General features: G+C 74.6%; 2 protein-coding genes. Both read right to left on the reverse strand.

What is annotated here, in order from left to right; all coding sequences use genetic code 11:
- Positions 1-15: 15 nt before the first annotated feature.
- A complete protein-coding gene (locus OG289_RS06435) occupies positions 16-14,148 on the reverse strand; it encodes a type I polyketide synthase (protein ID WP_327313027.1) in 14,133 nt (4,710 codons plus the stop codon).
- Positions 14,149-14,224: 76 nt separating this feature from the next.
- Positions 14,225-26,113: an SDR family NAD(P)-dependent oxidoreductase gene (locus OG289_RS06440; protein WP_327313028.1), complete on the reverse strand. Its 11,889-nt coding sequence runs from the start codon at positions 26,111-26,113 to the stop codon at positions 14,225-14,227.
- Positions 26,114-26,555: the final 442 nt, after the last annotated feature.

Here is a 26,555-nt window from a genome sequence, read left to right on the forward strand (position 1 = left end):
CTGTGACGCGGGCGCTCAGGACCGGCCGAGTTCCCGGTTGATGAAGTCGAAGATCTCGTCGTCCGAGGCCGCCTCGAGGTGCTGGGTGACGGAGGCTTTGGGATCGTCCTCGCTCTGATCACCCAGCTCGGTCAGCATGCTGCGCAGGCGCGCCTTCGCGAGAGTCCTGGCGCTGTTATCTGGGGAAAGCCTTGAAATCGTGGCGGCCAGCCGGTCCAGCTCGGCCGCGAGGACGGTCTCCGGCTCCGCCTCCTCGGTGCCGAACAGCTCGGCGTCGAGGAAGGCGGCCAGATGGCGGGGGGTCGGGTAGTCGAAGACGAGGGTGCTGGGCAGCTTCAGGCCGGTCTCGGCCGCGAGCCGGTTGCGCAGCTCGACGGCGGTCAGGGAGTCGACGCCGAGCTCCCGGAAAGCCTGGCCCGATCCGACGCCGCCGGTGTCGCCGTGTCCCAGTACCTCGGCCGCCCGCCTGCGCACCAGGTCGAGCAGTGCCTGCCCTCGCTCGTCCGCCGACAGCCCGCCCAGCTTCTCCCTCAGCCCGGAGTCGCGTGTGCCGTCCTGCTGCCCGGAGGCCGCCGTGGTGGTGAGCGCGGTGTGGGCTTCGGGAAGACCGGCCAGCAACGCGCTGGGACGCACGCTCGTGTACGCCGGAGCGAACCGCTCCCACTCCACGTCCGCCACGACCACCACCGCGTCTCCGCCGGCCACCACATGCCCCAGCTCCCGCACCGCACGCCGCGGATCCAGCGCCACCAGACCCCGCCGCCGCAACGCCTCCACCGCCAGCCCACCAGCCGCCATCCCCCCACCGGCCCACGGACCCCACGCCACCGACGTCCCCGCAAGCCCCCGCGCCCGACGCGCCTCCACCAACGCATCCAACGCCGCGTTCGCCGCCGCATACCCCGCCTGCCCCCCACTGCCCCACACACCGGCAATCGAGGAGAACACCACGAACGCATCCAGCGCACGATCCCCCAGCACCGCATCCAGATGCACCGCACCAGCGACCTTCCCCGACCACACCGCGGCCAGATCCCCCGCCGACACCTCCCCCAACGGCACATTCACCACCGCACCCGCCGCATGCACCACCGCATCCACCGGATACTCCGCCAACAACCCCTCCACCACCGCACGGTCAGCGACATCACACGCCTCCACACTCACCCGCACACCCAGCCCCACCAACTCCTCCCGCAACTCCACCGCACCCGGCGCCTCCAACCCCCGACGGCTCACCAGCACCACATGCCCAGCCCCCTCCGCCGCCACCCACCGCGCCACCCGCGCACCCAACACACCCGTACCACCCGTGATCAACACCGTCCCCCGCGGACACCAACCCGCATCCCCACCAACGGGACGCAGCCGCTCCAGACGACGGCCGAACACACCCGACCCACGCACCGCCACCTGATCCTCATCACCCACACCCGCCAGAACCGCCACCAGGGCGTTCCCGGTGGTGTCGTCGAGGACGGCCGGGAGGTCGACCAGACCGCCCCAGCGGCCAGGCGCCTCAAGGGCGGCCACCCGGCCGAGCCCCCAGACCGCGCCCTGCGACACGTCGACGGCGCCGTCCGAACGGCCCACGGCCACCGCGCCCCGGGTCAGCACCCACAACGGAGCCGTCACACCCGCGTCACCCAGGGCCTGCACCAGCGCCAGCGAACCCGACACACCCACCGGCACGCCGTCCTCGGACACCTCGTCCGAGAAGGCCGGCAGCGACACCACACCCGCCACCGGCAGTACGTCCTTCAGTCGGGCGGCGAGCAGCGCCCGGTCCGCGCGCGGGTCGCACGTCCAGCATTCGACATCCGCGCCCGCCGCGGTCAGGGCGTCCCGTACCGAGGCGACCCAGGGGTCCGCGTCGAGGCCGTCCGGTACGACAGCCAGCCAACGGCCCGCCAGTGCCACATCGCGCGGGATGCCGGCCACCGGCGCCCAGTGCACCCGGTACCGGCAGCGGTCCGCCTCGGCCTGTTCCTGGCTCTGCCGCCGCCAGGAGGTCAGCGCGGGCAGCACCGCCCCCACGACCTCCTCCCCCAGCTCCAGCGCACCCGCCAGAGCCCCCAGATCCTCCCGCTCGACCGCCTCCCAGAACCGCGCGTCGACCTCGCTCCCCGCAACCGGCTCCCGACGCACGACCTCCGGCCAGTACCGCTGGTGCTGGAAGGCATACGTCGGCAGTCCGATGTTTCCGACACCGCCGTCGCCCAGCATCCGCGACCAATCGACGGTTCCGCCGGACACGAAGACGCCGGCCGGCGCGGACAGCAGCGACCTCGTCTCGGGCCGGTCCTTGCGCAGAGCGGTCACGAAGACCGGCGGATCACGGTCGACCCTGCTCTCGCCGTCCGCGACAGCCTGGGCCAGGGCGGTGAGCGTGCCGTCCGGGCCGAGTTCGAGGAAGCAGCGGACGCCGTCCTGCCCGTCCAGGGTGCGTACAGCGGCGGCGAAGCGCACCGTCGCACGAACGTGCTCCACCCAGTAGTCCGGCGAGGTCAGCTCCTCGGCGGCGGCCGCGCCGGTGACCGTCGAGACGATCGGTATCCGCGGCTGCTCGTAGGACAGGCTGTCGGCCACCTTGCGGAAGTCGTCGAGCATCGGTTCCATCAGCGGCGAGTGGAAGGCATGGCTCACCCGCAGCGCCGTGACCTTGCGGCCCTGGCCACGGAAGCGGTCCGCGATCTCCTCGACAGCCTCGGCAGCGCCCGAAATCACCACCGCACGCGGACCGTTGACCGCGGCGACGCCCACCTCGTCACCGAGCAGAGGCAGCACCTCGTCCTCGGACGCCTGCACCGCCACCATCGCACCGCCGGCCGGCAGCGCCTGCATCAGCCGACCCCGCGCCACCACCAGACGGCACGCGTCCGACAGCGACCACACCCCCGCCACATACGCCGCCGCGATCTCACCGATCGAGTGACCGGCCAGCACATCGGGGCGCACACCCCACGACTCCACCAACCGGAACAACGCCACCTCGAGAGCGAAGAGCGCGGGCTGGGCGTACTCCGTACGGTTCAGAAGATCCGCGTCCTCACCGAACACAACGTCGAGCAGGGGAAGTTCGAGTTGCGGGTCCAGGTGGGCGCACACGGCGTCGAAGGCGTCCGCGAAGACCGGGTACTCCTCGTACAACTCCCGTCCCATGCCGAGACGTTGCGACCCCTGACCGGCGAACAGGAAAGCCGTACGGCCCCCTTCACCGACCTCGCCCGTCACCACACCGGCAGCCGACTCACCGGCCGCCACCGCCTCCAGACCGCCCAGCAACTCCCCTCGGTCAGCGCCGAGCACCACGGCCCGGTGCTCGAACACCGAACGCGACCGCACCAAAGACCCAGCGATACTCGCGACATCCACCGCACCGACGCCGGCCACGAACTCCGCCAGCCGACCGGCCTGCTCCCGCAGCGCGGCCCGGCTGCGCGCCGACACCACCCACGGGACAACGGAGGACACCGGCACATCGGCACCCGAAGAGACGGAAAGCTCCTCGCCGACGGGCTGTTCGAGCACGACATGGGCGTTGGTGCCGCTCACGCCGAAGGCGGACACGGCGGCGCGCCGCGGCCGGCCCTCCTCGCCGCCCCACTCCTGCTTCTGCGTGAGCAGTTCGACCGCACCGGCCGACCAGTCCACGTGCGACGACGGCGCGTCCACATGCAGAGTGCGCGGCAGCAGACCGTGCTGCATCGCCAGCACCATCTTGATCACACCCGCCACCCCGGCAGCGGCCTGGGTGTGCCCGATGTTCGACTTCACCGACCCCAGCCACAAAGGCCGTTCACGGTCCTGGCCATACGTCGCGATCAACGCCTGCGCCTCGATCGGGTCACCCAGCGCCGTACCCGTGCCATGCGCCTCCACCGCGTCGACATCGGCCGGTTCAAGTCCACCGGCCGCCAACGCGGCCCGGATCACCCGCTGCTGGGAAGGCCCGTTCGGAGCCGTCAGACCATTCGACGCACCGTCCTGGTTGACCGCGCTCCCCCGCACCACCGCCAGCACCCGATGACCATGACGCCGCGCATCCGACAGCCGCTCCACCACCAGCACACCGACACCCTCACCCCACCCCGTACCGTCCGCACCCTCCGCGAACGCCTTGCACCGGCCGTCCACCGCAAGCCCCCGCTGCCGCGAGAACTCCACGAACGCCCCCGGCGTCGACATCACCGTCACCCCACCCGCCAACGCCAGATCACACTCACCACCCCGCAGCGCCTGCACCGCCAGATGCAAGGCAACCAGCGACGACGAACACGCCGTGTCCACCGTCACCGCGGGCCCCTCCAGCCCCAGCACGTACGACACCCGCCCCGACAGCACCGACGCCGCGTTGCCCGTGCCCACATGCCCCTCGAAGTCCTCACCCGAAGCCAGCAGCAGACCCGTGTAATCCTGACCGTTCGTCCCCGCGAACACCCCCGTCCGGCTGCCCCGCAGCCCACCCGGAGCGATCCCCGCCCGCTCCAGCGCCTCCCACGACGACTCCAGCAACAACCGCTGCTGCGGATCCGTCGCCAACGCCTCCCGCGGACTCATCCCGAAGAACCCCGCGTCGAAACCACCCACACCCTCGAGGAAGGCACCCACGTCCACATAGCTCGTGCCCCTCCGTTCGGCGTCGGGGTCGTACAGGGCGGTGAGGTCCCAGCCCCGGTCGGCCGGGAACGGGCCCACCGCGTCCGCGCCCTCGGACAACAGCCGCCACAGACCCTCCGGATCCCGCACCCCACCCGGGAACCGGCACGCCATCCCGACGATCACCACCGGATCGTCCCCGGCGACCACGGCCGCGGGAGCCTGCGGAACGGCCTCCGCCTCGGCCGCATCGCCCAGCAGTTGCTCCCGCAGGTGCCGCGTGAGCAGTACCGGTGTCGGATAGTCGAACACCAGCGTGGCGGCCAGGGGGACGCCGGTCGCCATGGCGAGAGTGCCGCGGAGTTCGACCGCGGTGAGGGAGTCGACGCCCAGGTCGCGGAAGGCACGCTCGGCCGGTACGGCGGCCGCGCCCGCGTAGCCGAGGACGCCGGCGGCGCAGAAGCGGACGACTTCGAGGAGCACGCGTTCCTGTTCGGCGGGGGTGAGCCCGATGAGCTGGTCCCGCAGTACGGAGCCGTCTCCCCGGCCGAAGCGTTCGGAGGCGGCCCCGGCGTTCTCGACGGCCGCGCGTGCCTCGGGCAGGGACTCGATCAGCGGGCTGGGGCGTGTGATCGTGAAGGCGGGCGCGAACTCGGCCCAGTGGATGTCCGCGACCATGACGACCGGCCGGGGCTCGGCGACGGCACGGTGCAGGGCCAGTACGCCGAGAGCGGGCTGGAGCGGCAGGACTCCGCCGCGGTGCATGCGCCAGTGCACGACCTCTTCGTCGGCCATGCCGCCGTCGGCCCACGGACCCCACACGATCGAGGTGGCGGGCAGCCCGGCCGCCCGGCGCCGCTGGGCGAGCGTGTCGAGGAAGGCGTTGGCGGAGGCGTAGTTGCCCTGGCCGGTGGTGCCGAGGGTGCCGGAGATGGAGGAGAAGAGGACGAAGGCGTCCAGGTCGCGGTCACGGGTGAGTTCGTCCAGGTGCAACGCGCCCAGCGCCTTCGCCCGCAACACCGTCGCGAACCGCTCCGGCGTCAACGCGTCGATCACACCGTCATCCAGCACACCCGCCGTATGCACCACCGCATCCACCGCATACTCCGCCAGCACACCCGCCAACGCCTCACGATCAGCCGCATCACACGCCACGACCGACACCCCCACCCCCAACCCCACCAACTCGTCCCGCAACTCCCCCGCACCCGGCGCCTCCAGCCCCCGACGACTGGTCAGCACCACATGCCCGGCACCCTCCGCCGCCACCCACCGCGCCACCCGCGCACCCAACACACCCGTACCACCGGTGATCAACACCGTCCCCCGCGGACACCAACCCGCATCCCCACCAACGGGACGCACCCGCTCCAGCCGACGGCCGAGGACGCCGGAGGGCCGGAGAGCCACCTGGTCCTCGGTGCCGCCGCCGAACAGCACTCCCATGAGCCGGGTGACGGCGCGGCGGTCCAGGACCTCGGGCAGGTCGACCAGACCGCCCCAGCGGTCCGGGTACTCCAGAGCCGCCACCCGGCCCAGACCCCACACCGCACCCTGCACCGGATCCGCCGGACCGTCCGAACGGCCCACCGACACACCACCACACGTCAACACCCACACCCGGCCACCCACACCCGCGTCACCCAGCGCCTGCAGCAGGCAGGCCACCGCGGAGGGGCCGAGCGGCAGGCCGTCGGCGTCGGCTCCGGCGAGTTGGGCGAAGGCCAGTACGCCCTCGACGGGGCGGCCCTCCGTGGCGTCCCGCAGTCGGTCGGCGAGGGCGGCGCGGTCGGTGCGGGCGAGACCGGGGACGAGGGTGACCCGGTCGGGCCCGCCGAGCGCCGTGGTGAGGGTGGTGACCGCCTGGTCGTCGCCGTCCCGTGCGTCCGGGAGGAGGAGCAGCCAGCGGGCTTCGGTGGCGGCCGGGGCGGTGGCCGGTTCGACGGCGGCGGGCTTCCACACCACCTCGTAGGAGAGCGCTTCGACGGCGGTCTCCTGCTGCTGCCGCCTGCGCCAGGTGGCCAGCGCCGGGACGACCGCGCCGATCTCCTCGGCCGGCAGCCCCAGTGTCTGTGTCAGGGCGTCGACGTCCTCGCACTCGACGGCTTCCCAGAAGCGGTCGTCGGCGGTGTCCGCCGCGGTCCGGGCGGACGTCTCGGCCGTGCGCACGGCGGCGGTGCCGTGGTCTAGCCAGTAGCGTTCGTGCTGGAAGGCGTAGGTCGGCAGGTCCACCGCGCGGGTGGCCGGGGCGGCGCCGAGCGCCGGGATCCAGTCGACGTCGACGCCATGGACGTACAGCCGGGCCAGGGCCCCGTACAGACCGGGGACCTCGGGGCGGTCCTTGCGCAGCGCGGGTACCAGGAGCGGGCCGGGGACCGCGGCCGGGCCGTCGGACAGGCAGGTGCGGGCGAGGGCGGTGAGGGTGCCGTCGGCACCGAGTTCGAGGTAGCGGGTGACGCCCTGCTCGCGCAGGCGGCGTACGTCGTCGGCGAAGCGTACGGGCTGCCGGATGTGGGCCGCCCAGTAGCCGGCCGCGCACAGTTCGGCGGGATCGGCCAGCGCGCCGGTGACCTCGGAGACGACGGGGATCTGCGGACGGTGGTAGGTGAGGCCTTCGGCGACGCGCAGGAAGTCCCCCAGCATGGGCTCCATCAGCGGCGAGTGGAAGGCGTGGCTGACCCGCAACGCGGTGGTCCTGCGGCCGAGGTCGCGGAAGTGTCCGGCGATCCGGGACACGCAGTCCTCTCCGCCGGAGATGACGACGGACTGCGGTCCGTTGACGGCGGCGATACCGGCCTCTGCCTCCCGCCCGGCCAGCAAGGGCAGCACCTCCTCCTCCGCGGCCTGCAGCGCGACCATGGCGCCGCCCTCGGGCAGCGCCTGCATGAGCCGTCCGCGGGCCGCGACCAGGCGGCAGGCGTCGTCCAGGGACCACACTCCGGCGACATAGGCCGCCGCCAGTTCGCCGATGGAGTGCCCGGCGAGCACGTCGGGGCGGACACCCCACGATTCGAGCAGGCGGAACAGCGCCACCTCGAAGGCGAAGAGGGCGGGCTGGGTGAACTCGGTGCGGTTCAGGGTTTCTTCGTCGTCGCCGAAGACGATCTCCCTGAGGGGCCGTCCGAGTTCGTTGTCCAGGTGGGCGCAGACGGAGTCGAAGGCCTCCGCGAACGCCCCGAACGTCTCGTACAGTTCACGGCCCATGCCGAGCCGCTGCGAGCCCTGCCCCGCGAAGAGGAAGGCGAGGCTTCCCTCGGAGTCGGCGGTGCCCACGGCCGCGACGGGCGAGGGTTCGCCCCGGCCGACGGCCTTCAGCGCGGCGAGGAGGTCGTCGCGGTCCTCACCGACCACGGTGGCGCGGTGCTCGAAGGCGGCGCGGGACGTGGCGAGCGCGTGGGCGACCGCGGCGGGGGTCAGTTCGGGGCGGGAGTCGAGGTGCTCGGCCAGCCGAGCGGCCTGGGCGCGCAGCGCTTCGTCGCTGCGGCCGGAGAGCAGCCAGGGCACCGTGGCCGACGGGGGGTGCGGGGCGGGCGGGAGTTCCGGGGTGTCGGCGGGGAGGGGTTCCTCCAGGACGACATGGGCGTTGGTGCCGCTGAGTCCGAAGGCGGACACGGCGGCGCGCCGCGGCCTGCCCTCCTCGCCCACCCACTCCCGCTCCTGGGTGAGCAGTTCGACGGCACCGGCCGACCAGTCCACGTGCGACGACGGGGCGTCCACGTGCAGGGTGCGCGGCAGCAGACCGTGCTGCATCGCCAGCACCATCTTGATCACGCCGGCGACACCGGCCGCCGCCTGTGTGTGCCCGATGTTCGACTTCACCGACCCCAGCCACAAAGGCCGTTCACGGTCCTGGCCGTACGTCGCGATCAGCGCCTGCGCCTCGATCGGATCCCCGAGCGTGGTGCCCGTGCCGTGCGCCTCGACGGCGTCGACGTCGGCCGGGGTGAGCCCGGTGCCCGCCAGCGCGGCCCTGATCACCCGCTGCTGCGAGGGACCGTTCGGCGCCGTCAGACCGTTGGACGCGCCGTCCTGGTTGACGGCGCTGCCCCGCACCACCGCCAGCACCCGGTGCCCGTTGCGCCGGGCGTCCGACAGCCGCTCCACCAGCAGCATGCCCACGCCCTCGGACCAGCCGGTGCCGTCGGCCTCGTCGGAGAAGGCCTTGCACCGGCCGTCCCCGGCGAGCCCCCGCTGCCGCGAGAACTCCACGAACACACCCGGCGTCGACATCACCGTCACCCCACCGGCCAACGCCAGATCACACTCACCACCCCGCAGCGCCTGCACCGCCAGATGCAACGCGACAAGGGACGACGAGCAGGCGGTGTCGAGGGTGACGGCGGGACCCTCCAGGCCGAGCGCGTACGACACCCGGCCCGAGGCCAGGCTCGCCGCGCTGCCGGTGAGCAGATGGCCGCGTACGTCGTCCGGGACCTCGGTGAGCGTCGCGCCGTAGCCCTGGTGGCCGCAGCCGACGAACAGGCCGGTGCGGCTGCCGCGCAGCGAGCGCGGGTCGAGACCGGCCCGCTCGACGGTCTCCCAGGAGACTTCGAGGAGCAGGCGTTGCTGGGGGTCGATGGCGACGGCCTCGCGGGGCGAGATGCCGAAGAAGGCGGCGTCGAAGGCGTCGGCGTCGGCCAGGAAGCCGCCCTCGTTGACGTAACTTGTCCCGGGACGCTGCGAGTCGGGGTCGTACAGCGCGTCGAGGTCCCAGCCGCGGCCGGCCGGGAAGGAGCCGATGGCGTCACCGCCCCGGACCAGGAGGTCCCACAGGTCCTCGGGCGAGGTGATGCGGCCGGGGAGCCGGCAGGCCATGGCGACGATCGCGATCGGTTCGTCGTCGCCGCCGCTGCCGCCCGCCGGGACCAGGTCCGCGCCGGGCGCGCGATGAGGGGACGGCAGGGTGTCGTCGTCGAGTGCGCGCACCAGGTGATCGGCGAGGGCGAGGGGCGTCGGGTGGTCGAAGACCAGGGTCGTCGGCAGGGTGAGGCCGGTGGCGGTGGCCAGCAGGTTGCGCAGTTCGACGGCGGTGAGCGAGTCGAAGCCGCAGTCCTGGAAGGCGCGGGCCGGCTGGATGCTCTCCGGGGTCGGATGGCCGAGCGCGGTGGCCGCGCTGTGCCGCACCAGCTTCAGCAGCAGCCGGCGGCGCTCGGCGGCGCCCAGTGGGGCGAGTTCGGCGCGCAGGCCGCCGCCGTGCCCGGTGGTGGCGTCCTGGTCGGCCGCCGTGGCCCGGACGGCCTCCGGGATACGGCTCAGCAGCGCGCCGCCCGGCACTCCCCGCCGTCCGGCGGCGATCCTGGCCCAGTCGATGTCGGAGACCAGCGCCCAGGTGTCGTCGTGGGCGAGGAGGCTGCCGAGGGCGGTGAGCGCCGGTTCGACCTCCATCGGGGTGAGGCCGCCGCGCCGCAGCCGGGTCAGTACGGCGGGGTCGTCGGCCATGCCGCCGCCGGCCCAGGGGCCCCAGGCGACTGAGGTGGCCGCGAGTCCGGCGGCGCGGCGGCGGTGGGCGAGGGCGTCGAGGTAGGCGTTGCCGGCCGCGTACCCGGCCTGCCCCGCCGAGCCGAGCGCACCGGCGATGGACGAGAAGAGCACGAAGGCGGTCAGGGGTGTGTCGAGGTTCCGGGTGGCCTCGTCGAGGTTGTCGGCCGCGCGCAGCTTGGCGCGCAGGACGGTGGCGTAGCGCTCGGGGTCCATCGCGGTGAGCGGTGCGTCGTCGAGGACGCCCGCGACATGCAGCACCGAGGTCAGCGGCCGGTCGGCCGGGACGGTGGCGAGGAGCTCGTGCAGCGCGGACCGGTCGGCGGGGTCGCAGGCGGCGATGGTGACCTGGGTGCCCGACTGCTCCAGTTCGTGACGCAGTTCGTCGGCACCGGGCGCCGCCGGGCCGCGGCGGCTGACGAGCAGGAGATGCTCGGCGCCCTCCCGGGCCAGGTGGCGTGCCACATGGGCGCCGATGATTCCGGTGCCGCCGGTGATGAGCGTCGTTCCGGTGAAGCGCGGTGCGGGACGGGTCTCGTCGCCGTCGCGGGTGACGCGTGTCAGCCTGCGGGCGAAGAGCGCTGAGTCGCGTACCGCGAGCTCGTTCTCGTCGCCCGGCTGCGCGACGCACGCGACCAGTCGGGCGAGCGCCCGCTGGTCCGGTCGCTGCGGCAGGTCGAGGAGACCGGCCCACAGGTCCGAGTGCTCGACGGCCGCGGTGCGGCCGAGACCCCAGGTGGTGGCCTGCACCGGCCGGGTCAGCCGGTCGGCGGCGCCGACGGACACCGCCGACCGGGTGGCCGCCCAAAGCCGTGCGGTGGTGCCGCTCCCGGCCAGGGCCTGCACCAGCAGGGTGTTGAGGTGCAGCCCCAGCGGTACGTCGGCGTGGGTCGCGTGGGGTGCCTCGGTGAGGGCGAGCACCGACAGCAGCTGGAGCGGACCGCGACGGAGCGCAGCGGCCTCGGTGAGCGCCTCCGTGATCCGGGCGCGGTCCGCGTCGGCGGCCACGGCGAAGGGGCTCGCGTCCGCTCCGGCGGCGGTGAACGCCTCGGCCAGGGCCTCGGCCGTCGCGGCGGCGTCCGGGTCGTCGGCGCAGAAGGGCACCAGCCAGGCGCCGGTCGGGGAACCCGTGGGTGACGGCAGGGGTGTCCAGGTCTCCCGGTGCTGCCAGGACTCGGCGGTGGCGCGCCGCATGCTGTCGTGGTGCCAGGACGTGAGGGCGGGGAGTACGGGTGCCAGGACGTCCGGGTCGAGCGCCAGCCGCTCCGCGAGGTCGCGGACGTCACCCTTGCGGACGGCCGCCCAGAACGCCGAGTCGAGGGGCTGCGCCTGGCCGCTCTCCTGGTCGGAGGATGCCTCGGCCGGCCAGTACCGGGCGCGCTGGAAGGCGTAGGTGGGCAGCTCGACGGGGCGCGCCGCGGGGAACAGGGCGGACCAGTCCGGGCTGTGTCCGTGCGCATGCAGGGTGCCGACCGCACCGAGCAGGCTGCCGGGCTCCGTCCCGTCCCTGCGCAGCGCGGGCACCACCACGTGCTGTGCTGGCGCTCCCTCGGGTGCCTCGGCCGCGGAGGGCAGCAGCGCCAGGGCGAGGGCGGAGAGGGTGCCGTCCGGGCCGAGTTCGAGGTAGCGGGTGACGTTCTGGCCGGCGAGGGTGTGGAGGGCGTCGGCGTACCGCACGGTGTGGCGGACGTGCTGGACCCAGTGTTCGGGCGACATCAGCCGCTCGGCGCTCGCGGCCGCTCCGGTGACCGTGGAGACCAGGGGCAGCTGCGGACGCTCGTACGACACTCCTTCGGCCACCGTGCGGAACTCGGCCAGCATCGGTTCCATCAGCGGCGAGTGGAAGGCGTGGCTCACCCGCAGGGCGGTCACCTTGCGGTCCTGGGCCCGGAAGTGCCCGGCGACCTCCTCCACCGCGGCGCTGTCACCGGCGATCACCACGGATCGCGGGCCGTTGACCGCCGCGAGGCCCACCACGTCGTTCAGCAGAGGCAGCACCTCGTCCTCGGACGCCTGGAGCGCGATCATCGCACCGCCCGCGGGCAGGGCCTGCATCAGCCGGCCCCGCGCCACGACCAGACGGCACGCGTCCGCCAGGGACCACACCCCGGCCACATGGGCGGCGGCGATCTCACCGATCGAGTGACCGGCCAGGACGTCCGGGCGGACGCCCCACGACTCCAGCAGCCGGAACAACGCCACTTCGAGAGCGAACAGCGCGGGTTGCGCGAACTCGGTCCGGTTCAGCCGCTCGGCGTCCTCGCCGAGGACGACCTCCCGCAGACCGAAGGGGAGTTCCGTGTCCACCGCGTCGAACGCCTCCGCGAAGACCGGATACGTCTCGTACAACTCCCGCCCCATCCCGAGGCGTTGGGAACCCTGTCCGGCGAACAGGAACGCCGTGCGGCCCCGCAGCGCCGCGCCCCGCAGCACCCGTGCGTCCGTCTCGCCGGACGCCAGCGCGGCCAGCCCCGCCCGTAGGTCCTCCCCGTCCGAACCCATGACCACCGCACGGTCCTCGAACGCCGACCGCGTCACCGCCAGGGACCACCCCACATCGGCGGCAGGACGTTCCACCGCCTCCAGCAGCCTCGCCGCCTGTGCCCGCAGCGCCCCCTCCCCGCGCGCCGACAGCGGCCACAACAGCACCCCACCGTCACCGGCGCCGTCACCGGGCCGTGTGGGCTCCTCGTCCGCCCCGGCCTCCTCCAGCACCACGTGCGCGTTGGTGCCGGAGATGCCGAAGGACGACACACCGGCCCGGCGCGGGCGGTCCTCGGCGTGGGGCCAGTCGCGACGTTCGTCCAGGAGGCCCACGTCGCCCGCCGACCAGTCGACGTGCGTGGACGGGGCGTCGACGTGCAGGGTGCTCGGCAGCAGGCCGTGCTGCATCGCCAGCACCATCTTCATGACGCCCGCCACCCCGGCGGCGGCCTGGGTGTGCCCGATGTTCGACTTCACCGACCCCAGCCACAGGGGCCGTTCGCGGTTCTGGCCGTAGGTGGCGAGCAGGGCCTGCGCCTCGATCGGATCGCCCAGTGTGGTGCCGGTGCCGTGGGCCTCCACCGCGTCCACGTCGGCGGCCGACAGGCCCGCGCTCGCCAGGGCGGCCCGGATGACCCGCTGCTGCGAGGGACCGTTGGGGGCGGTGAGGCCGTTGGAGGCGCCGTCCTGGTTGACGGCGCTGCCCCGGATCACGGCCAGCACCCGGTGCCCGTTGCGCCGGGCGTCCGACAGCCGTTCCAGCAGGAGCAGGCCCGCGCCCTCGCCCCATCCGGTGCCGTCCGCGCCGTCCGCGAAGGGCTTGCAGCGGCCGTCGCCGGCCATGCCGCCCTGGCGGCTGAACTCGACGAAGGCGCCCGGGGTGGACATGACGGCGACACCGCCCGCCAGCGCCAGGGAGCACTCGCCGGCCCGCAGGGCGTGGGCGGCGAGGTGCAGGGCGACCAGGGAGGAGGAGCAGGCCGTGTCCACGGTGATCGCCGGGCCCTCCAGGCCCAGGGTGTAGGCGACCCGCCCGGAGACGACGCTGCCGGTGTTGCCGGTGAGGATGTGGCCCTCGACGCCGTCGGGGACGTCGCGCAGCACGGAGCCGTACTCCTGGTTGCTGCAGCCGACGAAGACGCCGGTGCTGCTGCCGCGCAGGGCGGCGGGGGCGATGCCCGCGCGTTCCACCGTCTCCCAGGCGACCTCGAGCAGCAGTCGCTGCTGCGGGTCCATGGCGAGGGCCTCGCGGGGCGAGATGCCGAAGAAGTCGGCGTCGAAGCGGTCGGCGCCGTGGACGAAGCCGCCCTGGGCGGCGGCACTGCCGCCGTCGGTGCCCTCGTGCCCGAAGAGTGCGTCGAGGTCCCAGCCGCGGTCGGTGGGGAAGCCCGTCATGGCATCCGTGCCGTCCGCGAGCAGCCGCCAGAAGTCCTCGGGGGTGTCGGCTCCGCCGGGCCAGCGGCAGGCCATGGCGACGATGGCGACCGGCTCGGTCATCGCCTCCTGCAACCGCTGGTTGTGCTTGCGCAGCCGTTCGTTCTCCCGGAGCGAGGCACGGAGGGCTTCGACGACTTTTTCGGAGGACATGCTCAGCTCCACACTTCGCGCTTCGAGGCGGGCAGGGGGCCAGACGGGCTGGCGGGGATCGGTCGGGGGCGGTCGCTCAGTCGTCGGCGCCCAAGGCCATCCGGACGAGGTCGTCCACGTCCATGTCGTCGACGTCCACGTCGGTGCCGTCCGCCGTGGCCGGCGGCTCCTGGCCGGGACGGACGGCGGGGGCGGGGGCCGACGCGAGGTCCATCAGCGCGTCCAGCAGCCCCGACTCGCGGAACCTGGTGATCGGGATGGACGTCAGCAGCCTGCGGATGGCCGCCTCGTCGGGTTCGCCCGGGCCGGGGGTGGCCGTGCCCAGTGCGGCCGGGCCGTCGCCCGTTCCGGCCGCGAAGTGCTCCCGGCTCAGATGGCCGGCGAGCGCGGCGGGGGTGGGGTAGTCGAAGACCAGGGTGGCGGGCAGCAGGACTCCGGTGGCGGCGTTCATCCGGTTGCGCAGCTCGACGGCGGTGAGCGAGTCGAACCCGAGTTCCTTGAAGGACTGGTCCGGGTCGATGCGGGCGGCGGAGGCGTGTCCCAGGACGGCGGCGACCTGGCGGCAGACCTCCTCGGCCAGCCTGCGGTGCCGGTCGGCGGCGCCGAGCCGGGCCAGTTCGGCGGTGAGGTCCCCGCTGTCGCCGGGCCGGGCGGCGCGTGTGCGCTCCGCGACGGTGCGGCGGGTGCGGGCCAGGCCGGCCAGCAGGGGCGGTACCGGGCCCTCGGCCCCGAGCCGGGTCGTGTCCACCGCCATCGGCAGTCGGACGGCCGCCGGGTGGTCCAGTGCCTCGGTGAAGAGGGCCAGTCCCTCCTTGGCGGCGAGGGGCGGCAGTCCGGCGCGTTCCATGCGGTGGAGGTCGGCGTCGCCGAGGCCGCTGGTCATGCCGGTGGCCTGGGACCAGGGTCCCCAGGGCAGGGACAGTGCGGGCAGGCCCAGGGCGTGCCGGTGCTCGGCGAGGGAGTCGAGGAAGGCGTTGGCCGCGGCGTAGTTGGCCTGGCCGGGGGCGCCCAGGGTGCCGGCGACCGAGGAGAACAGGACGAACGCGGCCAGGTCGAGAGGGCGGGTGAGCTCGTGGAGGTGGGTGGCGGCGTCCAGCTTGGGGCGCAGTACGGCGGCCAGGCGCTCGGGGGTGAGGTGGTCCACGACCGTGTCGTCGAGGACGCCGGCTGCGTGGACGACGGCGGTCAGCGGATGCCCGTCGGGTACGGAGGCGAGGAGTGCGGCGGCCTGGTCGCGGTCGGCGACGTCGGCGGCCCGGACGCGCACCTCCGCGCCCAGTTCCTCCAGTTCCGTGACGAGGGGCGCGGCCTCGGGAGCGGCGGATCCGCGGCGTGAGGCGAGCAGCAGGTGACGTACGCCGTGCTCGGTGACCAGGTGGCGGGCGAGCAGGGCTCCCAGGCCGCCCGTGCCGCCGGTGATGAGCACCGTGCCGTTCGGGTCGAGCGGTGCGGGGACGGTGAGGACGACCTTGCCGATGTGGCGGGCCTGCGACATGTGGCGGAAGGCCTGCGGCGCGCGGCGTACGTCCCACGGGGTGACGGGCAGCGGGGTCAGCACTCCGCTCTCGAACAGGTCGACGAGGGCGGTGAGCATCTCGCCGATGCGGTCGGGTCCGGCCTCGATGAGGTCGAACGCCCGGTAGTGGACGCCGGGATGGCGGGCGGCGACGTCGTCGGGGTCGCGGACGTCCGTCTTGCCCATCTCCAGGAAGGTTCCGCCGGGGGTCAGCAGCCGCAGGGAGGCGTCGACGAACTCGCCGGCCAGGGAGTCCAGGACGAGGTCGACGCCGCGGTCGCCGGTCGCGGCGCGGAAGGCGGCCTCGAAGGAGAGGTCGCGGGAGGAGGCGATGTGCGGGTCGTCCAGTCCGGCGGCGCGCAGGGCGTCCCATTTGCCGGGGCTCGCGGTGGCGTAGACCTCGGCGCCGAGGTGGCGGGCGAGCTGGGTGGCGGCCATGCCGACGCCGCCGGCCGCCGCGTGCACGAGGACGGTGTGGCCCTCGCTCACGCCGCCGAGGTCGACGAGGGCGTAGTAGGCGGTGAGGAAGACGATGGGCACGGTCGCCGCCTGGGCGAACGTCCAGCCGTCCGGGACCCGCGCGACGGTGCGGGCGTCGGCCACCGCCACGGGCCCGTAGGCGGCGGGGAACATGCCCATGACACGGTCGCCGACGGCGAGACCGGTCACCCCGGGACCGACCTCGGTGATCACCCCGGCTCCCTCCAGGCCGAAGTCGCGGGCCGCGCCGGGGTACATGCCGAGGGCGTTGAGCACGTCACGGAAGTTGACTCCGGCGGCGCGGACGGCGATCCGTATCTCGCCGTCGGCGAGGGCGCGTTCGGCGTCCGGTGCGGCGACGAGTGCCAGGCCGTCCAGGGTGCCCTTGCGGACCATGTCCAGCCGCCAGGCCGTACCGGATCCGGTGTGCGGGGGGCGCAGGGCGTCGGCCGGGTCGGTGCGGGCGATGCGCGGAAGGTGTACGGAGCCTTCACGCAGGGCCAGTTGGGGGTCGGCGTGGCCGAGTGCCGCGGGCAGGGCGGCCAGTGAGGCGGCCGCGGTGTCGGTGTCGACGAGCACGAACCGGCCGGGGTGCTCGGACTGCGCCGAGCGGACCAGTCCCCAGGCGGCCGCGGCGGCCGGGTGGCGTACGCCGGGTCCGGCGGGTCCGTCCGGCATGAGCGCCTCACGGGTCACCAGCACCAGCCGGGTCGCGTCCAGCCGTCGTTCGGCCAGCAGCTGCCGTACGAGGGCGAGGGCGTGCTGTGCCGCCGCGTGTCCCGCCCGCTCCAGCGGGCCGTCGCCGTGGGGCAGAACGGCGAGTACGGTGCCGGGCGCGCCGTCGGCCGCCGCCAGAGCGGCGAGGTCGGGTGCCTCGGTGACGCCGGCGGCGACTCCGGCGGCGGCGAGCAGGGCGGCGAACTCCCGGCCCGCGTCGTCGCCGAGGACGGTGAGCCGGCCCGGGTCCGGCCGGTCGCCGGTGGCGGGCCGCGGCTGCCAGTCGAGGCGGAACAGGTCGCCCGCGCCCCGGTCGGGCCGTGCGCGCAGCCGTTCGGGGTCGATCTCGCGCAGGGTGAGGGAACCGATGGAGGCGACGGGCCGCCCGGTGGCGTCGGCCACGTCGAGGGTGACGGTGTTCTCACCGCGCAGGGCGAGCCGGACACGTACGGCGGTGGCGCCGGTGGCGTGCAGGGTCACGTCCCGCCAGGAGAACGGCAGCCGGCCGGCCGCGGAGTCGTCCAGCGGCAGGAAGGCGGTGGCGTGCAGGGCGGCGTCGAGCAGCGCGGGGTGCAGACCGTAGCGGGGGGCGTCGGCGTGTGCCTGCTCGGGCAGGGCGATCTCGGCGTACACGTCGCCGTCGAGCCGCCAGGCGGCGCGCAGCCCCCGGAACACGGGCCCGTAGTCGAATCCTGCGGCCGCGAGGCGGTCGTAGGTGTCGTCGACGGGCAGTTCCTCGGCGCCCGCGGGCGGCCAGGCGGCGAGCGGGGCGCCGTCGGGCTCCGGGTGGGCGCCGGGGGCGAGGATGCCGTCGGCGTGCAGGGTCCAGGGCCGGTCGGAGGCGGCGTCGGCGGGCCGGGAGTGCACGCCGAGCGGGCGGTTGCCGTCCGGATCGGGCGCGCCGACCCGCAGTTGCAGGGTGACGGCCTGCCCGGCGGTCAGCAACAGCGGTTCGACGAGGGTCAGTTCGGTCACCCGGTCGCAGCCCACGCGGTCCGCGGCGAGCAGTGCCAGGTCGAGGTGGGCGGTGCCGGGCAGGACGGTGGTGCCGCCGACGGCGTGGTCGGCGAGCCACGGCTGGTCCGTCACGGACAGCCGGCTGGTGAAGACGTGGCCGTCGGCGTCGGCGAGGTCGACGCGGGCGCCGAGCAGCGGGTGTCCGGCGTCGGCGAGGCCCGCCGCGGCCAGGTCTCCCGCGCTCCGGCCGCCCGTGGAGGGCCAGTAGCGCTCGCGTTGGAAGGCGTAGGTGGGCAGGTCGACGATCCCGCCGGAGCCGGCGGTGGCGGCGCTCCAGTCGACGTCGGCGCCGTGGGCGTGGGCGCGCGCGAGTCCGGCGAGCAGGCTGCCCGTCTCGTCCTGGCCGGGGCGCAGCAGGGCGAGGGCGGCGGTGCCGGCCGGGTCGGCGACGGCGTCGGCGACCAGGGCCGTCAGTGTGCCGTCGGGGCCGATCTCCAGGTAGCGGCGGACTCCGGCGTCCTGGAGGGTGCGCACGCCGTCGTGGAAGCGGACGGCGCTGCGCACGTGCCGGACCCAGTGGTCGGGCGAGGCGAGTTCGCCGGGACCGGCCGGCCGGCCGGTGACGTCGGAGACCACGGGGACGAGCGGCTCGTGGTACTCCAGCGTGGCGGCGACCTCGCGGAAGTCCTGGAGCATGGGCTCCATCAGCGGCGAGTGGAAGGCGTGGCTGACGCGCAGCCGCTTGGTGCGCCGGCCCCGTTCCTCGACGCGGGCGGCGACCTCCCGTACGGCGGTCTCCTCGCCGGAGATCACCACGGAGCGGGGGCCGTTGACCGCGGCCAGGCCCACCTGGTGCTCCCGGCCGTCCAGCAGGGGCAGGACCTCGTCCTCGGTGGCCTGGAGGGCGACCATGGCGCCGCCGGCGGGGAGGGCGTCCATCAGCCGGCCGCGGGCCGCGACCAGGGTGCAGGCGTCGGTGAGGGAGAGGACTCCGGCGGCGTGCGCGGCGGCCAGGGAACCGATGGAGTGCCCGAACAGGTGGTCGGGGGTCACACCGAGGCTGCGGACGAGCCGGTACAGGGCGACTTCGAGCGCGAACAGGGCCGGCTGCGCGTACCCGGTGCGGTCCAGCAGCGCTCCGGCGTCGCCGAGGACGGTCTCGCGCAGCGGGGTGCCGAGGACGTCGGCGCCGAAGTGGGCGCACACCTCGTCGAAGGCGTCGGCGAAGACCGGGAAGGCGCCGTACAAGTCGCCTCCCATGCCGGGGCGTTGGGCGCCCTGGCCGGTGAAGAGGAAGGCGGTGCGCCCGCCGCGGGCGGCGGTGCCGGTCCCGTCGGGCGCGGTGGCGCCGGAGGCGAGCCGGGTCAGGCCGGCGAGCAGGTCGTCGCGTGCGGTGCCGAGGAGCACCGCGCGGTGTTCGAAGACGGGGCGGGTGGTGGCCAGGGAGCGGCCGAGGTCGGCTGCGGACAGCTCGGGGTGCCGCAGGGCGTGGTCGAGCAGGTTCTCCGCCTGGGCGCGCAGCGCCTCGGGGGTGCGGGCGGACAGCGGCCAGGCGGTCGTCCGGTGGGTGACCGGCCGCCTCGCGGCGGGCGGGGCGTCCGCGGCGGTGTTCGGCGGGGCCTGTTCCGGGACGGGCGGGGCCTCTTCCAGGATGACGTGGGCGTTGGTGCCGCTGAAGCCGAGGGAGGAGACGCCCGCGCGCCGGGGACGGCCTTCCTCGCGCCGCCACGGCCGGGTCTCGGTCAGCAGGCGTACGGCGCCGGAGGTCCAGTCGACCCGGCTGGAGGGCCGGTCGGCGTGCAGGGTGCGGGGCAGTTGGCCGTGGTGGAGCGCCAGTACGGTCTTGATGACGCCGGCGACGCCCGCGGCGGCCTGGGTGTGGCCGAGGTTGGACTTCACCGAGCCCAGCCACAGGGGCCGTTCCCGGTCCTGGCCGTAGGTGGCGAGGAGCGCCTGTGCCTCGATGGGGTCGCCGAGGACGGTGCCGGTGCCGTGTCCCTCGACGGCGTCGACGTCGGCCGGGGTGAGCCCGGCGTCGGCCAACGCGGCCCGGATCACCCGTTCCTGCGAGGGACCGTTGGGGGCGGTCAGACCGTTGCTGGCGCCGTCGGAGTTGACGGCGCTGCCGCGCAGCACGGCGAGGACCCGGTGTCCGTTGCGCTGGGCGTCGGACAGCCGCTCCACCAGCAGCATCCCGGCGCCCTCGCCCCAGCCGGTGCCGTCCGCCCCGTCGCCGTAGGCCTTGCAGCGGCCGTCCGGAGCGAGACCGCGCTGGCGGCTGAACTCCAGGAACGCGGCCGGGGTCGACATCACGGTGACGCCGCCCGCGAGCGCCAGGTCGCACTCCCCCGCGCGCAGCGCCCGCGCCGCCCAGTGCAGGGCGACCAGGGAGGACGAGCAGGCGGTGTCGACGGTGACGGCGGGGCCCTCCAGGCCGAGGGTGTAGGAGATGCGGCCGGAGACCACGCTGGCGGCGTTGCCGGTGCCGAGGTAGCCGTCGACGTCGTCCGCGGACGTGCGCAGCAGGGCCGTGTAGTCCTGCCCGTTGGTGCCGGCGAAGACGCCCGTGCGGGAGCCGCGCAGGGTTCGCGGGTCGACGCCGGCGCGCTCCACGGCCTCCCAGCACACCTCGAGAAGCAGCCGCTGCTGCGGGTCCATGGCCAGGGCCTCGCGCGGCGAGATGCCGAAGAAGGCGGGGTCGAACCGGCCGACGCCGGACAGGAAGCCGCCGGTGCGGGTGTAGCTGGTGCCCTCGTGGTCGGGGTCGGGGTGGTACAGCGAGGTGAGGTCCCAGCCGCGGTCCTCGGGGAATCCGGTCAGGCCGTCGCCGCCGGAGGCGAGCAGGTCCCACAGCCGTTCGGGCGTGTCGGCGCCGCCGGGGAGCCGGCACGCCATGCCGACGACGGCGACGGGTTCGTCCGTGCCGGCCTGCGCGGGCCGGGGCGCGGTGGTGACGGGCCGGGCGGATCCGTCACCGGCCGGCAGCGAGCGCAGCAGGTGTGCGGCGAGGGCGGCCGGGGTGGGATGGTCGAAGGCGACGCCGGCCGCGAGCCGCAGGCCGGTGCGGCGTTGCAGCGCGTTGCGCAGGTCGACGGCGGTCAGCGAGTCGAAGCCGAGGTCGCGGAAGGCACGTTCGGGGTCGGCGGCGGGGGCGTCCGCGGCGTGCCCGAGAACGGCGGCGATCTCCGCCTGGAGGAGCCGGAGGACGGCGGCGGGCCGCTCGGCGGCGGGCAGTGCGGCGAGGGTACGGGCCAGTCGTCCGCCCGGCCGGGCGGGCCCGGCGGTACGGCGCGCGGAGACGGCCGGGTCGCGCAGCAGGGCCGGGGTGGGGGTGGTGGCGGTCCGCGCGGTGGCCAGGTCCAGCCGGACCGGCAGGAGTACCGGGCGGTCCTGGGCCGGCGCGAGGTCGAGCAGGCGCAGGGCGTCGGCGGTGGGCAGCGGCGCGATGCCCGCACGGGCCATCCGGGTGCGGTCGGCGTCGCCGAGCCCGGCCGTCATGCCGCTCTCCTCGGCCCACAGGCCCCAGCCGAGGGCGAGCGCGGGCCGTCCCTGCGCCCGCAGGGTGGCGGCCATCGCCTCCAGGAAGGCGTTGGCGGCGGCGTAGTTGCCCTGGCCGGGACCGCCGAAGGTGGCGGCGGCGGACGAGAAGAGCACGAACGCCGTCAGGTCCAGGTCCCGGGTCAGCCGCTCCAGATGCACGGCGGCGTCCGCCTTGGGCCGCAGCACGGCCGACACACGGTCCGGGGTCAGCGCGGGGATCACCCCGTCGTCGATCACCCCGGCGGCATGGAAGACGGCGCCGAGGGGATGCGGTTCGGGTACGGCGTCCAGGAGCGCCGAGAGCGCGGCGGGGTCGGCCACGTCGCAGGCGGCCACGGTCACCTCGGCACCGGCCTGTTCGAGGTCGGCGCGCAGCTCTGCGGCTCCGGGTGCCTCCGGGCCGCGGCGGCTCGTGAGCAGCAGATGACGTGCTCCGTGCGCGGTGACCAGGTGCCGGGCGACGGCCGCGGCGACGGTGCCGCCGGCGCCGGTGATCAGCACGGTCCGCTCCGGATCGAGGAGCGGTCGGGTGGAGCCGTCCGGGGGGTGCCGGGTGAGGCGGGCGGCGTGGACGCGGCCGGACCGCAGGGCGATCTCCGTCTCCCCGCCGTGCGCGGCCTCGCAGATGGCGGCGAGGAGCGCCTCCGGGTCGGTGCCGGTGTCCGTGGGGGCGCCGGTGCCGGTGCCGGTGTCGGCGCCGGTGTCGGTGCCGGTGTCGGTGTCGGTGTCCACGAGGAGGAAGGACCCCGGGTTCTCCGACTGCGCCGAGCGCACCAGTCCGCGCATAGCGGCCGCGGCGAGATCGGCGACCGGCTCGCCGGGCCGGACGGCCACCGCGTTCCGGGTGAGCAGGACCAGTCGGGCGCCTGCCGTGCGTTCCTCGGCCTGCCAGCGCTGGAGCAGTTCCAGCCCCGCGGCGGCCGACTCGTGCACGGCGGCGGGCAGTTCCGCGTCAGCTCCCTGCCAGGACACGAGGACCATGTCCGGCACGGAGGCGCCGGGGGCGGCCAGGGCGGTGAAGAAGGCGTCCGGGTCCGGGTGGCGCTCGGCGTCCGCCGGGGCCGGTCCGGCGCCCACGACGGCCACCGTGGGCCGGTGTGCGGGGGCGGTGGTCGCAGGCAGTGCGGTCCAGTCGACGACGAACAGATCGTCACCGGCCGGGGACGCGACGGTCAGGGGCAGTTCGTCCACGGGGGTGAGGGTGACCGCGCCGACGGTGGCGACCGGGATGCCGGACTCGTCGGCGAGGTCCAGCCGCAGTGCGCCGTCGGGGCGGGGCCGGAGCCTGACCCGCAGCGCCTCGGCGCTGCCCGCGTGCAGCGTGCAGTCCCGCCATGTCACGGCGAATCCGCCGGGGTGGCCGAGCGCGGAGGCCGCGTGCAGGGCCGCGTCGAGCAGCGCCGGGTGCAGCGCGACCCGCAGGGCGTCCGCGCGGAACTCCTCCGGTACGGCGACCTCGGCGTACGTCTCGTCGCCGGCCCGCCACACCGCGGTGAGCCCGCGGAAGGCGGGACCGTGGTCCAGGCCGCGGGCCCGCGCCGCCTCGTAGATCTCCTCGATCTCGTCGGCGTCCAGGGCGTGGGCCCCGGGCGGCGGCCAGGCTCCGTCCTGTGCGTCCTGCTCCGGCGTGGCGCCGGCCGGCGCGAGGACACCGCGGGCGTTGCGGGTCCAGGGCCGGTCGGGCGCGCTCGCGTCCTCCTCCGTCCGGTCGGCGGCGGCCGGGGCGGGCCGGGAGTGGCAGGCGAACGTCCTGACGCCGTCCTCGTCCGGGCCGTCGAGGACGACCTGGATCTCCACGGGCCGGTGGCCGTCGAAGACGAGGGGTCGCTCCTGGTCGAGCTCGACGACATGGTGGCACCCGACGAGTCCGCCGAGATGCAGGGCGAAGTCGACGTACGCGGCCGTGGGCAGCACGGTGCCGCCCGCCGCGGTGTGGTCGGCCAGCCAGGGGTGCGTGCGGGTGGAGAGCACGGTGGTGGACAGCACGCAGGACGAGTCCGCCAGGGTCACCGCGGCCCCGAGCAGTGGATGCCCGCCGCGGCGCCGTCCGGTGCCGGGCGCCGGATCGAGCCAGAAGCGTCGCTGCTGGAAGGCGTAGGTGGGCAGTTCGACCGTCCTGCCGCCGGGGAACAGCGCGGACCAGTCCGGGCTGCTTCCGTGCGCGTGCAGCGTGGCGACGGCATGGAGCAGCGTCGCCGCTTCCGGTCCTTCCTTGCGCAGCGTGGGCGCCAGGACGCGCTGGTCGTCGTCGAGCAGGGTGCGGGCGAGCGCGGTGAGCGTGGCGTCCGGCCCGAGTTCGACGAACCGTGTGGCCTTGCTCCGGGCGAGGGTACGGACGGCGTCGGCGTACCGGACGGTGCGGCGGACGTGGCGGACCCAGTGGTCCGGGGACATCAGCTCCTCGGCGCTCGCGGCCTCGCCGGTGACGGTGGAGACGACGGGCAGCCCGGGACGCTCGTAGGTCAGGCTTTCCGCGACCTCGCGGAAGGCCGCGAGCATCGGTTCCATCAGCGGGGAGTGGAAGGCGTGGCTGACACGGAGGGCCGTGGTCCTGCGGTCCTGGGCGCGGAAGTGCGCGGCCACGTCGTCCACGGCGTCGCGGGCACCGGCGACCACGACAGCTCGCGGGCCGTTGACCGCGGCGACGCCCACCGTGTCGTTCAGCAGCGGGAGGACCTCCTCCTCGGAGGCCTGTATCGCGACCATCGCCCCGCCCTCGGGCAGGGCCTGCATCAGCCGGCCCCGCGCCACGACCAGACGGCAGGCGTCGGCCAGCGACCACACTCCGGCCACATGGGCTGCGGCGATCTCACCGATGGAGTGACCCGCGAGCAGGTCCGGGCGCACGCCCCAGGACTCCAGGAGCCGGAACAGGGCGACTTCGAGGGCGAACAGGGCGGGCTGGGCGAACTCGGTCCGGTTCAGCCGCTCGGCGTCCTCACCGAAGACGGTCTCCCGCAGACTGAAGGGCAGTTCGGCGTCCACCGCGTCGACGGTCTGCGCGAAGACGGGATACGTCTCGTACAACTCCCTTCCCATGCCCAGGCGTTGGGAACCCTGGCCGGCGAACAGGAACGCCGTGCGCCCGCGCAGCGCCGTACCCCGCGCCACCCGTGCGTCCGCCTCACCGGCCGCCAACGCGGCCAGCCCGGACCGCAGTTCGTCCACGCCGGCACCCACGATCACGGCACGGTCCTCGAACAGCGACCGTGTCACCGCCAGGGACAACCCCACGTCGACGGCGGAGCCGTCCGTGCGGTCCAGCAGCCTCGCCGCCTGCGCCCGCAGCGCCCCCTCCCCGCGTGCGGAGAGCGGCCACAGCACCACGCCGCCGTCACCGGTGTCCGGCCGAGCGGATGCGGGTTCCTCGGCCGGCCCGGCCTCCTCCAGCACCACGTGCGCGTTGGTGCCGCTGACGCCGAAGGCGGAGACGCCCGCGCGGCGCGGCCGGCCGTCTTCCGTCCGCGGCCACTGCCGGGCCTCGGCCAGCAGCCCGACCCGGCCCGCCGACCAGTCGACGTGGCGGGAGGGAGCGTCGACGTGCAGCGTGCGCGGGAGCAGGCCGTGCCGCATGGCCATGACCATCTTGATCACGCCGCCGACACCGGCGGCGGCCTGGGTGTGCCCGATGTTGGACTTCAACGAGCCGAGCCAGAGCGGGTGTTCACGATCGCGTCCGTAGGTGGCCAGCAGCGCCTGCGCCTCGATCGGATCGCCCAGTGTGGTGCCGGTGCCATGGGCCTCCACCGCGTCCACGTCGGCGGCCGACAGGCCCGCGCTCGCCAGGGCGGCCCGGATGACCCGCTGCTGCGAGGGACCGTTCGGCGCCGTCAGGCCGCTGCTGGCGCCGTCCTGGTTGACGGCGCTGCCCCGGACCACGGCCAGCACCCGGTGCCCGTTGCGCCGGGCGTCCGACAGCCGTTCCAGCAGGAGCAGGCCGGCGCCCTCGCCCCATCCGGTGCCGTCCGCGCCGTCCGCGAAGGACTTGCAGCGGCCGTCGGGGGAGAGTCCGCGCTGGCGGCTGAACTCGGTGAAGGTGACCGGTGTGGACATGACGGCGACACCGCCCGCCAGCGCCAGCGAGCACTCGCCGTCCCGCAGCGCCCGGCAGGCCAGGTGCAGGGCGACCAGGGAGGAGGAGCAGGCCGTGTCCACGGTGACGGCGGGGCCCTCCAGGCCCAGGGTGTAGGCGACCCGTCCGGAGGCGATGCTGCCCGCGCTGCCGTTGCCGATGAAGCCTTCGAGGCCGGGCGGGGGCACGTCGAACCGGGAGCCGTAGTCGTTGTACATGACCCCGACGAAGACGCCGGTGGGGCTGCCGCGCAGGGTGCCGGGGTCGAGTCCGGCCCGCTCCAGCGCCTCCCAGGAGATCTGCAGCAACAGGCGCTGCTGCGGGTCGGTGCCGAGGGCCTCGCGGGGTGACATGCCGAAGAAGTCGGGGTCGAAGTCCGCGGCGTCGTGCAGGAAGCCGCCCTCGCGGGTGTAGCAGGTGCCCGGGTGCTCGGGGTCGGGGTGGTAGAGGGACGGGACGTCCCAGCCGCGGTCCTCCGGGAAGGGCGTGATGGCGTCGGTGCCGTCGGCGACCAGTCGCCACAGGTCCTCGGGGCCGCGTACGTCGCCCGGGTACCGGCAGGCCATGGAGACGATCGCGATGGGTTCGCGGTCCTTGGTCTCCAGCTCGCGCAGGCGGCCGGTGGTGCGGTGCAGGTCGGCGGTGACCCGCTTCAGGTAGTCCCGCAGGCGGTCTTCGCTCACAGCTCGGCCCCCAGACCCGGGTCGCACACCACGGCGGAGAGCGGTGGCAGGCCCGCTGCACTCGGATCGGTAGACAACACCGGTATCTCCTCAGGCTCGGACACCCACGCTCTGGGCATGGCTCCTCGAACACCTCGAACGCGGCCAAGTCTGGGGGCGCCCGGGCGGTCCACGGCCGCTTGACCTCCGACTCTGAAAAATCCCCTAGGGTCTTTCGTTTGGATCAGGCCGGATCAGGGAGCGGGGTCCGGTGCCGTGGATCGCAAGGCGGAGGAGGGCGTCAGGGCGGAGCTCTGGCGACCGACGACAACGCGGCGAGGCGCGGTGCCAGGGCCCGCGAGCCCGGCCTGATCCAAACGAGCGGCCCTGGTTGCCCACGGCACCGGCCGGATGGCGGGCGGCACCGGCAAATCCCTAGAGTTGCGCGGCTTTTCTGGCCTTC

It is taken from the genome of Streptomyces sp. NBC_01235, from assembly GCF_035989285.1.
GTDB lineage: Bacteria > Actinomycetota > Actinomycetes > Streptomycetales > Streptomycetaceae > Streptomyces.